8 protein-coding genes, 1 tRNA gene and 1 pseudogene are annotated in these 10703 nt (G+C 69.1%); 5 read left to right on the plus strand and 5 right to left on the minus strand.

Annotated elements, in window-relative coordinates; genetic code table 11:
* The first annotated feature begins 419 nt into the window (after positions 1-419).
* The 3 genes from KUM44_RS36000 (at position 420) to KUM44_RS36010 (ending at position 2529) form a co-directional block, all read left to right on the plus strand.
* Positions 420-1199 (plus strand): HAD-IIA family hydrolase, encoded by a 780-nt coding sequence (locus KUM44_RS36000; protein ID WP_217213971.1) that lies wholly within the window; start codon positions 420-422, stop codon positions 1197-1199.
* Positions 1200-1303: 104 nt separating this feature from the next.
* The gene (locus KUM44_RS36005) at positions 1304-1855 is read left to right on the plus strand and encodes a hypothetical protein (protein ID WP_217213972.1); all 552 of its coding nucleotides are present in this window, start codon (positions 1304-1306) and stop codon (positions 1853-1855) included.
* Positions 1856-1857: 2 nt separating this feature from the next.
* Complete coding sequence (locus KUM44_RS36010; protein ID WP_217213973.1) at positions 1858-2529, plus strand: class F sortase; 672 nt, start codon at positions 1858-1860, stop codon at positions 2527-2529.
* Between the two features lie 215 nt (positions 2530-2744).
* Here the strand turns inward: KUM44_RS36010 and KUM44_RS36015 are convergent, their stop codons facing one another.
* Positions 2745-3524 (minus strand): GAF and ANTAR domain-containing protein, encoded by a 780-nt coding sequence (locus tag KUM44_RS36015; protein WP_217213974.1) that lies wholly within the window; start codon positions 3522-3524, stop codon positions 2745-2747.
* A gap of 180 nt (positions 3525-3704) precedes the next feature.
* On the opposite strand from KUM44_RS36015, the gene KUM44_RS36020 reads away from it, so the two are divergent.
* Positions 3705-4736 (plus strand): glycoside hydrolase family 6 protein, encoded by a 1032-nt coding sequence (locus KUM44_RS36020; RefSeq protein ID WP_217213975.1) that lies wholly within the window; start codon positions 3705-3707, stop codon positions 4734-4736.
* A gap of 97 nt (positions 4737-4833) precedes the next feature.
* Here KUM44_RS36020 and KUM44_RS36025 read toward each other — a convergent pair whose 3' ends face one another.
* From KUM44_RS36025 to KUM44_RS36040, 4 genes are all read right to left on the minus strand, one after another.
* A complete protein-coding gene (locus KUM44_RS36025; RefSeq protein ID WP_217213976.1) occupies positions 4834-6771 on the minus strand; it encodes a kelch motif-containing protein in 1938 nt (645 codons plus the stop codon).
* The gene (locus KUM44_RS36030) at positions 6768-8789 is read right to left on the minus strand and encodes a glycosyltransferase family 2 protein (protein WP_217213977.1); all 2022 of its coding nucleotides are present in this window, start codon (positions 8787-8789) and stop codon (positions 6768-6770) included. Before KUM44_RS36030 ends, KUM44_RS36025 begins: the two co-directional genes overlap by 4 nt.
* 326 nt (positions 8790-9115) lie before the next feature.
* Positions 9116-9832 (minus strand): FadR/GntR family transcriptional regulator, encoded by a 717-nt coding sequence (locus tag KUM44_RS36035; protein ID WP_217213978.1) that lies wholly within the window; start codon positions 9830-9832, stop codon positions 9116-9118.
* A 318-nt stretch (positions 9833-10150) separates the two neighbouring features.
* Positions 10151-10224 (minus strand) — tRNA-Lys (locus KUM44_RS36040).
* A 184-nt stretch (positions 10225-10408) separates the two neighbouring features.
* On the opposite strand from KUM44_RS36040, the pseudogene KUM44_RS36045 reads away from it, so the two are divergent.
* A pseudogene (locus KUM44_RS36045) lies at positions 10409-10703 on the plus strand (hypothetical protein); the annotation flags it as partial.

Here is a 10703-nt window from a genome sequence, read left to right on the forward strand (position 1 = left end):
TCCCTCGCCGACGAACTCGCCCGCACCGGCCTCTTCCCGCCCCCCGGCGCCACCCTCGCCGCCACCGCGGCCTTCGTCCTCGCCGGCGGCGCGCTGCTGCTCGCCCGAAGGCGCCGCTGAGACCGCTCTGGCGCGGCGTCCGGCTTTCCTTCCCGCGCCCCACCCAGGACGCTCGCGGTCGTCGGCGACACCTCGCACGACATGATCAGCGGGGTCCGCACGGGCACTGACGTCGGCGGGCGCGGCCCATGTGCTGGGCTGCGTCGCCGGGCTGCCAGGGCTGCTCGCGGGTCCAGCATCTGGTATCGGGTGATCGACGGGGTCAGGATCAGCCACTCCTGACTACTCTGGGGGCGTCGGTACGGCGTGGTTCCGGCGCCCCCGCTCATCCGTACGTACGCCAGGAGAGTCCCAGCACCATGGCAGACCGCAAGCCCATCGAGTCATGGCTCACCGACATGGACGGTGTACTCATCCACGAGGGCGTACCGATCCCCGGCGCCGACGCCTTCATCAAGAAGCTGCGTGAGTCCGGCAAGCCCTTCCTCGTCCTCACCAACAACTCGATCTACACCCCGCGCGACCTGCACGCCCGGCTGAACCGCATGGGCCTGGAAGTGCCGATCGAGAACATCTGGACCTCGGCGCTGGCCACCGCCAAGTTCCTCGACGACCAACGCCCGGGTGGCTCGGCGTACGTCATAGGAGAGGCCGGCCTGACCACCGCGCTGCACGACATCGGCTACATCCTCACCGACCACGAGCCGGACTACGTCGTCCTCGGAGAGACCCGCACCTACTCCTTCGAGGCCATGACCAAGGCAGTCCGCCTCATCAACGCCGGCGCCCGTTTCATCTGCACCAACCCCGACGAGACAGGTCCTTCGGCCGAGGGCCCGCTGCCCGCCACCGGAGCCGTCGCCGCCCTGATCACCAAGGCGACCGGCAAGCAGCCGTACTTCGCGGGCAAGCCCAACCCGCTGATGATGCGGACCGGGCTGAACGCCATCGGCGCCCACTCCGAGAGCAGCGCCATGATCGGCGACCGCATGGACACCGACGTGCTGGCCGGCATGGAAGCCGGGATGCAGACGTTCCTGGTGCTCACCGGCCTGACCCTGCCCCATCAGGTCGAGAACTTCCCGTACCGGCCGTCCGAGATCGTGGACTCCATCGCGGACCTCGTCGACCGGATCTGAAACGCCACGGGCCCGCGACACAACCCGTACGGAGCAGTGCGGGCCCCGCTGAGGATGCGGGGCCCGTGCCGCGGGGGGAGTCTCCAGGTAACTGGAGGTTCACGATGGGATCACTGCGCGTCACCCTCTGCGCCATCGCCGCCCTGGGCACGGTCGCCGTCACCCCGGCGGCATACGCGGCGGACGGGGGTGTCGCGGTCAGCCCGTCCTCGCCCCGCCCCGGCGGCGACATCGCGCTGCTGGTGAGCGGATGCCGGGAGAAGACCGCGCTGGCCGTCTCCACGGCGTTCGTCGCCGACGCCCGCCTCACCGTCGGCACCGACGGCACCCTCGTCGGCCAGAGCCGCATCCGCTCCACGCTCACGGCGGGCACGTACGACGTGAGGGTCGCCTGCGGGGACACCGCCCGCACGGGCGCCGTCACCGTCGCACGCAAGGGGGCGCGGCCCTCGGCCCACGCGTCCCCCGTGGCCCCGGTCGAGGCCGGCGGCGGTGGCTCCGCCCACCTGGAGGGGGGTCTGTCCGTCGCGGACGCCCGCGCGGCCGGCCCCGGCACGGCGCACACCGTGACCGGGCTGGTCCTCGCGGGCGTCGCCGCGACCGCCGTGGCGCTGCGCAGCGCCCGCCGGGGCCGCGAGCAGGGCAGGCCGCGCTGACCATGTCCGACCACGAACGCCCCGCCCACGGCGGCCACCTCGTGATGGGCGTGGCCTGGGCCGTCCTGCTGCTCGGCCTTTGGCTGTGGGGCCGGGAGCTCACCGGCGTCGGCGTACGGCAGGGCATATCCGCACCCGTCTCGGGCGACGTGGCGGCCGTCGGCCGACCGCCCCGCGTGGACCTGCCGCCCGCCGCCCGCCCGCTCGGCGACGCGCTCCCGCAGCGCCTCGACATCCCCGGCCTGAAGATCCAGGCCCCGGTCGTCGCCCGAGGCCTCGACGCCCACGGCGCCATCGCCGCCCCGCCCTACGACCAGGCCGCCCACGTCGGCTGGTACGCGGCCGGCGTGAAGCCGGGAGCCGCCGGCGCCGCCCTCCTGGTGGGCCACGCCGACACCCGGACCCGACCGGCCGTCTTCCACCAGCTCAGCACCCTCGGACCGGGCGCGAGGATCCGGGTACTCCGCGACGACGGCAAGCTCGCCGAGTTCACCGTGGAGGACGTCCAGGCCGTCCCCCGAGCCCGCTTCGACGCCCACCAGGCCTACGGTCCCCGCCACTCGGGCCGTTCCGAACTGCGCCTGATCACCTGCGGCGGCACCTTCGACCGGACGACACGCAGCTGCACGGCGAACGTGATCGTGTCGGCGTATCTCACCGGCACCGGGCTGTGAGAACGGCACCGGGGCGTACCTGGCCCGGTCGACGGCCCGCTCCCCCCGAAGCCGTCGACCGGGCTGGTCCTCGACCGCGCGCGCACGGGTTGCGGGAGTGACCCGGCGACCGGCGCGGGAGGCCTAGGGGGGATGGTCCGACCGGGGGCTGGGGTCGTCCGGAAACGACTGTAGAACGGATGACGGTCCGGGCCCAGAGAAAGTTCGAAGGGGGACTACGCGCGTCCCTCGTCCCGCGCACGTTCCGCCTCCCGGCGCAGCTCGGCGTCGTCCGCGACCCGGTCGACGACCTCCCCCGCGACCTGGTCCAGCGGCACCCGGCGACGACGCGCGTACTGCCGCATCGCCGCGAAGGCGTGGCCGGCGGACGTGTTCCAGCGCTCGGCGAGCATGCCCTTGGCCTGCTCGATGCGCACCCTGCTGGACAGGGCCTGCTGCAACTGACCGGCGAGAGTACGGCATTGGGCGCACGACGCGTGGTTCCGCAGCCCGAGGGCCGCGCAGTCGGCGATGAGCTGCGCCAGCCGCAGCGTCGTGCCGTCGTCGGAGCGGGAGCCGTCGGGGAGGGCGCGGACGAAGACGTTGAGCGCGCCCAGCGGCTGCTGGTGGCGAAGGAGCGGAACCGCGTACGTGGCCGCGATGTCGTGGACCAGGGCCCGCTCGGTGAACTCGGGCCGGCGAGCCGCCGACCGGGCCGCCCGGACCGACACCGGCGGCACCGGCCGGCCGGAGCCGAAGCTGTCCAGGCAGGGCCCGCCGCCGCGCTGGGCCTCCAGCAGATCCCGCGCGATCTCCTCCCGCGCGCTGCTCGCCGCCGGCGACACCGTCCGGTCCCCGTCGATCAGCATGAACCCGGCGGCCTGTGCGGGCAGTAATCGGACACAGTGGTCGGCGACCCGCGATAAGTAGGGTCCCGCCTCGAACCCGTCCGTGAGGGTGTCCGCCGATTCCACCAACGCCTCCGCCAGCCGGATCTCCCGGGTGGATGGGTGCATGCCGCACACTCCCCTTCCCCTGTTTCGCGGTCCCCCCTGTCGGCGCCCGTCCCCGGCGCCGCTCCTCGGAGCCGTCTTAGTGGCTGTAACAGCTCCCCGACAAGACTCGGCGACCTCGTTTGCCCCACGACACGTATGTCAGGATTGAACCTTGGAACAGTGCACCCGAGGGGGAGCTGGATGTACCTGAAGAGGGGGGCCTGGAGGGGCGCTCGCGCGCGGACGTCCGCGATGGTGCTGGGGGCGGCACTGCTGATCGCGGGCTGTTCCTCCGGGGACGGCGAGGAGCCGGAGGACAACGCCGGTGCCGGGATCAGCCAACAGCCCAAGGAGACCGACCCGTTCTGGGTGAACCCGGACGGGAACGCGGCGGAGCAGCTGGCGGCCTACGAGAAGGCCGGCAAGAAGGAGGACGCCGAGGAGATCCGCAAGATCGCGCAGCAGCCGACCGGCGAGTGGATCGGCCCGGAGAACCCGGAGCAGGAGGCCCGCGGCTACACGGAGGCCGCCGACAAGGCCGGCCGTACGGCCCTGCTGGTCCTCTACAACATCCCGCACCGCGACTGCGGCCAGTACTCCCAGGGCGGTGCCGCCGACGGCGACGCCTACCGGGCCTGGATCGACGGCGTGGCCAAGGGGATCGAGGACCGGTCCACGACGGTGATCCTGGAGCCGGACGCGGTGCTGCACCTGGTGGACGGCTGCACCCCGGGCGAGTTCCACGAGGAGCGCTACGACCTCCTCAAGGGCGCCATCACCAAGCTCAAGTCCCTGAAGAACACCAAGGTCTACCTGGACGCGGGCAACGCCGGCTGGGGTCATCCCGACCAGATCTTCGAGCCCCTGAAGTGGGCGGGCATCGACCAGGCCGACGGCTTCTCCGTCAACGTCTCCAACTTCTACACGACCAAGGATTCGATCGCGTACGGCAAGCAGCTCTCCACCAAGGTGGGCAACAAGCCGTTCGTCATCGACACCAGCCGCAACGGCAACGGCCCCTACACCGAGGGCAACCCGGACGAGCGCTGGTGCAACCCACCGGGCCGCGCGCTGGGCGAGCCCCCGACGACCAAGACGTCGGACCCGCTCGTCGACGCCTACGTGTGGGTCAAGCGCCCGGGCGAGTCGGACGGCGAGTGCAAGGGCGGCCCGAAGGCGGGCGAGTGGTGGGCGGAGTACGCCTTGAAGCTCGCGGAGGCGACAACCCCCTAGGGGCGCGGGGCTGTGACATGTGCGGCTCCGCCGCGCGTGCGCGACAAGCCACAACGCTCCCGCACCCGAAGAACAAGGTGCGGGAGCGTTGAGGCGTCTACGGAACCTTTACCCACTGTGCCTTGCTGGGCGTTCCTTGGTCATCCGTCACAAACAGCATGTACCACCCCGACGGCACCAGATTCCGGTTCGTCGGCACACTCACGGTCAGTTTGTCCCCGGACTTCTTGAAGTCCAGCTTCACCGATCGCTGATCGACGTCCGTGACGTGCGTGGACGCGCTCGGCCGCATCAGCCGTACGTTCTCGATCGACGAGGCGTGCTGCGAGGTGAACGTCCCCGTCCCGCCCCGCTCGATCGTCTGCGGACCGCCCGACAGCGACGGCTGCGCATCCCGGTACAGATACGGCGGCGTATAGATCTCGATCCGCTGCTCGAACTTCCCCGGCTTGGTGTTGGCCTTGTCGGCGTACAGCGAGTCCGAACCGAAGAACATCACCCGGCCGTCGGGCAGCAGGATGGACCCCGAGTGGTAGTTACGGCCCACCAGCGGATCGGCGACCCGGTCGAGCTCCTTCGCGCCCGGCCGGTACAGGTGCGCCTGGAGGATGTTGGAGTCACCGCGTCCGCGGTAGTCCTCGGATCCGCCCGACAGCAGCACACTGTCGTCCGGCAGCACCGAAGCCTGCGGATACCGCGTGCCCTTCTCCAGCGACGGCCCGTCCACGAACTTCGGGTCGTCGTCCTTCAGATCGATGAGCCGGGTCTTCTCGCTGGACTCCTTGGACTCGCCGACGCCACCGCCGCCGATCACCATGTACTTCTCGTCCTGCGCCGGCGGCAACAGCACCGTCCCCGAGGTCTCCATGAGCTTGGGGTCGCTCAGCCCGGGCAGCTTGGTGAACTTGTTGGTGTCCACGTCCCAGATGCCCGGGTCGCGGCCCACGTCGTCAGGCCCGTAGCCCGCGTTCGACCCCGAGTAGAAGATCTTGCCGTTCTCCAGCGGGAACAGCGCCGGGTACGTCGGGAACTGGCGCACCTTCTCCAGGTACGTCCACTTCTTGGTCTTCGGGTCGTACACCTCGTTCTTGCCCGGCACCAGCTGCCCGATGTCGTCGAGGCCGGAGACGCTGAGGATCTTGCCGTCGCTCAGGGTGGTGAGCGTCGGGTACCAGCGGGCCTCGTGCATCGGGTCGACCTTGATGTACTTCTCGGCGACCGGGTCGAACTCATAGGCGTCCCGGATGCCCTGGAAGTCCTTCTTGTCGAGGGCGAGCTTCTGCGCGATGCCGTACGTGTTACGCGCGTCGGCACCTGACAGGCCCTGGATCCGGTAGTTGTCCTGGGTGCCGGTCTCGTACTTGGCGCCCTTCTTCTGCGCCTCGACATAGATCCGGCCGAGCCCGGGGTCGTTGCGCAGGAACTTGCCGGTCGCCTTGTCGAAGACCTTCTTCGCGCGCGGCACCAGCACCGGGTCCTTGGAGACGAACGTCTTGCCGTTCTCCTTGCCGGTGAACTTGGTGCCCGCGGGCAGCGTGATCGGCTCGTCCGGGTTCTCGTTGTGGACGATCATCAGGCCACCGGCCTTGGTGACGTCACCCTTGAGCTTCTCGTACCGCTTCGTACCGCCCGCGATCAGCAGGTTGCCGTTGGCCAGCTGGGTGTGGCCGGTGCAGAACAGGTCGTTCGGCGTCGGCACCTTCTTGATCGTGCCCTTGACCGGGTCCCAGATCCGGGTGTCGTACTTCTTCGCGTCGAAGTTGTCCTGATTGTTGCCCGAGCCCGCGATCAGCAGCACTTTGCCGGTGTGCAGAAGCGCCGCGTGAATCGTGTTCTGGCGGTACTCCTCCGGGAAATCGATGATCTCCCACTTGCCGTTCTCGGCTTTGTACTCGGGTCTGTTGATCTGGTACTGGTGGTATTTCTCGGAGCCGACGCGATAGAGCCACGGCCCGTTCATTCCGGCCAGCGCGAGTACCACCGCCGTACCTATCGCGAGTCGACGGGCGCGGCGGCGGCCTGCACGGTCGTTCATTCCTTACGTCCCCCAAGTCCACCAAGGGCGATCTGCATCGTCTGATCGTTACCACTACTGCCCGACGCGGCCCAACTCGGCTTGTGCTGCGGTGCGTGCGGTGCGTGCGGGCCATGCGCGGCGTGCGGGGCATGGGACGCGTGCTGCGCGGGCAGCGGTTGCGGCTCCGGCTGGTACGGCGCGGACGACTGCGCCGGGGCGGGCTGCGCCGGTACGGGCGCGGCGGGCTTCTTCTTCTCCTGCCGCAGCATGTAGCGCCAGGCGAAGATCGGCGTCGCCGTGATCAGCATGGCGAACGTCGCCCAGATGATCATCGCGGGGTGCGCGTGGCCGTACACGAAACCCGCGGTGATCGAGGCGCCGAAGATCGCGATGAAGTACCAGTGGTAACGGAAGGTCCCGAACCAGCGGTCGGGGCTCGCGGAATCGCCCTTGGGCGTGACCACGAACTTGCTCTTCTTGCGCAGCGCGGAGTCGATCAGCGCCTTCGCGTACAGCGGCGCCGACAGCGCGGACATCACCATGCCGGCCACACCGCCGGAGCCCTCGGGCTCGTGCGGCGAGACGTTGTGGCGGCGGTTCCAGACGTAGAGGCCGATCTGGAGCGCGGAGGCGTTGCCGTAGAGCATCAGCCAGATCGTCGGGTCGATGTTCACACCCGAGGCGCCCAGGCCCAGGAACAGCGCACAGCTCAGCGCCGCCAGGATCCAGTTCAGGGCGGACATCGGGTAGAAGATGATCATCATCGTGTAGTTGAAGAGCTTGCTCGGCGGCAGCGAGTACCAGCCCTTCCAGTACTGCTTGAGGATCGTCTCGTACGTCCCTCGCGACCAGCGCATCTGCTGCGTGAAGAAGTCGGTCCAGGCGCTGGGCCCCTCACCCACGGCGAGCACGTCCGGCGTGTAGACCGACCGCCACTTCTTCCCCGTAGCCGGGTTCTTGTGGCGGTGGATCTCAAATCCCGTCGCCATGTCCTCGGTGATCGAGTCGTACAGACCGCCGATCTGCTTGAGCGCCTTGATGCGTACGGCGTTCGACGTACCCACGAACATCGGGGAGCCGTACTTGTTGCCGGCGCGCTGGATGAGGGCGTGGAAGAGGAACTGCTGCGACTCGGCGGCCTTGGTGACGAAATTGTCGTAGTTGCCGTACACCTGCGGGCCGATGACGAAGCCGACGTCCGGGTCGCGGAAGAAGCCGAGCATCCGCTCCAGGTAGTTCGGCAGCGGCACGTGGTCGGTGTCGACGGAGGCGAAGAAGTCGTAGTCGTCGCCGTGGGCGTCGAGCCAGGCGTTGTAGTTGCCGTGCTTGGTCTTGGCGCGGTGCGGGCCCTTGGCCTGGTTCCACTTGGCGATGCCCTTGCGGGAGAAGTGGTGCACGCCGAGCCGCGCGCACACCTCCTTGACCTCGGGGTCGTCGCCCTCGTCGAGCAGCCAGACGTGCATCAGACCCCGGTGGCGCAGCTTGACGGCCGCCTCCAGGGTCTTCGTCACCATCTCCAACGGCTCCTTGCCGGGCACGAAGGAAGTGAGGAAGGCCACTCTCGTGCCGGTCTCCGGCACCACCGGGATCGGGTCGCGGGCGACCAGCGTGGCGTGCGCGTTGGACACCACGTTCATGCAGCGGAAGAACTCGATCAGACCGATCGAGACGAGCATCACGATGTCGAGAGCCGGCAGGAAGTCGAAGGCCGGGTAGTCGCGCTCGGTCCAGTGCTCGGGCTGGAGCAGCCAGAACAGCAGGACCAGGGAGAGCACCGGCGCCGCGGCCAGCATCAGCGCGACCCTGATGCGGTGCGGCTCCTGCGAGATCAGCGAGCGGTACTCGACCCGGTACGGCTTGTTCGGGTCGGGCTGAGTGAGGGGGCCGGCCAGCCGGCTGTAGTGCTCGTAGTCGTACTTCGGCAGCGTCTTCTTGATCCGGCGGAAAGCTCCGGTCCTGGTCTGTGACGGCACCCTCAGCTGGGTGGTTTGAGACGGGTCGAAGTTCTGCCGGGCGCCCGTCGGCGTCGACGTCATGAGTCATCCCCCCACACGCGGGTCACCCGCGTGTCTGTCGGTTCCTTTACGACTGCTCCGGTCCCCCTCGACCTTTCACAGGCGTATCAGTGGTGGGCCGCAGTCACCACATCTTCTCCACCATAGACATGGAACAGCGACCTTCCGGTTGCATCATGCCCCCCTCGGCATGCGGTCATGAACGGGGCCCCCTATGCCCCGGCGAAAACCGGCAACCGGCTCCTTGCCCCCCAACTGCCGCGTATGCGCAGCATCTTGAAAAACCAATCAACAGGGTTCTACGTCGCTCCACATGATCGCAAGATGCGAAACGAGGTGTTTACCGGTCATACGCGTTCATTGTGGCACCTGTGGGGGTCTTGTGTACCCGTCGTGGATACGCGGGCGCGGATGTTGCCGAAGTGCTCCCTTATGGCCCCCTCCGCCCGTATCGCATCGCCCGACCGCACCGCGTCCACGATCTCCCGGTGCTGCCGGCAGGTGACCAGCGGATCCTGCGGGGCGCCCCCGAGATCGGTGTGGACGCGGTGGAAGGCCTCCCAGAACGCCTCCATGACCTCGCCCAGCAGCGCGTTGTCCAACCCCCGGTAGAGAGTGGCGTGAAACGCCCGGTCGGTGTCGGCGATGCCGTCGCCGCCGCGCGCCGCCTGCTCTTCCATACGGTCGACCAGCGCGTCCAGTTCAACGAGATCGCCCTCCGGCACCCGCCCCGCGAGCCGCGACACCAGCCCCGTCTCCACGGCCTCCCGCAACTGCACCAGCTGGAGCAGGGTGTCCTCACCCCGGTAGTGCCCGGCGACCGTGCGGAAGGCGAGCCCCTCGATCATCGGCGCCAGCGACATCGCCCCGACATACGTCCCGAAGCCGTGCCGGATCTCCACGATGCCCATCGCCTGCAACCCCTTGAGCGCCTCACGCACGGAGTTCCGACTGGCACCCAGATGCTCCATCAGCTCGGGCTCCGTCGGCAGCGGGGCCCCGGAGGCCAGCCGGCGGTCGATGATGAGCCTCTTGATCCGCTCCTGAAGGTCACGCGCTGCCATGGCCAGAGGGTATCCGGCCAAACCTGAGGAGGACCCGGTTCCGGACAGCGAAAAGCCCCCTCGCTCCCGAGGGGGCCTCCGTGCCGTGCGCCGCCTCTGCGGTGGCCGGGAGGGCTCCGGCGGTATAAGCGAAGGCCCTCCGCAGTTGCGAAGGGCCTTGCGTGTCGGTGCGCCGCCAGGGACTCGAACCCCGGACCCGCTGATGCTGTATTTCCCGTGGGGTGACCCCCGGACCCCCAGCCGGCTCTGCGGTGGCCGGGAGGGCTCCGGCGGTATAAGCGAAGGCCCCCCGCAGTTGCGAAGGGCCTTGCCTGTCGGTGCGCCGCCAGGGACTCGAACCCCGGACCCGCTGATTAAGAGTCAGCTGCTCTAACCAACTGAGCTAGCGGCGCGTGCTGACGGCGTTAACTCTACATGACCTCCCGGGGTGCTCCGGACCGGCGGAGGGGGGTCGGGGAGGGGGCGGAGGGGGCCGTAAACCATTCGGACCGTCAACATGCGCGTCCGGAAGACAGTTGAGAAACTGACGACGTGCCCAGCCGCGGACATTTTCAACTGGAGTGTGAAGGGAATCGCATGGAGACTCGGACTCCGGTATTCGAGGAATTCGATCCGGCGAGTGACTGCGACTGCCCGGGATGCGTTCACTGGAGACGCGTCCTGCCGCATTCCACGACCGGCCGCCACCCCGCCGCCCACCGGGCGCTGATCCTCGCCGCAGCCGCCTCCGCCACCCTCGCCGTAGGCCACACCGCCCCGGCCGTCGCCGCCCCCCACGCCCCCGCCCGCGCCGCCGTTCCCACAGGTGACGAGCCCAGCACCCCCCAGGGCCGCAAGGCCCCGCTGCACGGCCCGGGTGGGCGGCCGGCCC

The organism is Streptomyces sp. AC550_RSS872 (assembly GCF_019049285.1).
Lineage (GTDB): Bacteria > Actinomycetota > Actinomycetes > Streptomycetales > Streptomycetaceae > Streptomyces.

Coding starts and splice junctions, on each gene's coding strand:
- KUM44_RS36000 (WP_217213971.1), top strand. CDS start 420: ATGGCAGACCGCAAGCCCATCGAGTCATGGCTCACCGACATGGACGGT.
- KUM44_RS36005 (WP_217213972.1), top strand. CDS start 1,304: ATGGGATCACTGCGCGTCACCCTCTGCGCCATCGCCGCCCTGGGCACG.
- KUM44_RS36010 (WP_217213973.1), top strand. CDS start 1,858: ATGTCCGACCACGAACGCCCCGCCCACGGCGGCCACCTCGTGATGGGC.
- KUM44_RS36015 (WP_217213974.1), bottom strand. CDS start 3,524: ATGCACCCATCCACCCGGGAGATCCGGCTGGCGGAGGCGTTGGTGGAA.
- KUM44_RS36020 (WP_217213975.1), top strand. CDS start 3,705: ATGTACCTGAAGAGGGGGGCCTGGAGGGGCGCTCGCGCGCGGACGTCC.
- KUM44_RS36025 (WP_217213976.1), bottom strand. CDS start 6,771: ATGAACGACCGTGCAGGCCGCCGCCGCGCCCGTCGACTCGCGATAGGT.
- KUM44_RS36030 (WP_217213977.1), bottom strand. CDS start 8,789: ATGACGTCGACGCCGACGGGCGCCCGGCAGAACTTCGACCCGTCTCAA.
- KUM44_RS36035 (WP_217213978.1), bottom strand. CDS start 9,832: ATGGCAGCGCGTGACCTTCAGGAGCGGATCAAGAGGCTCATCATCGAC.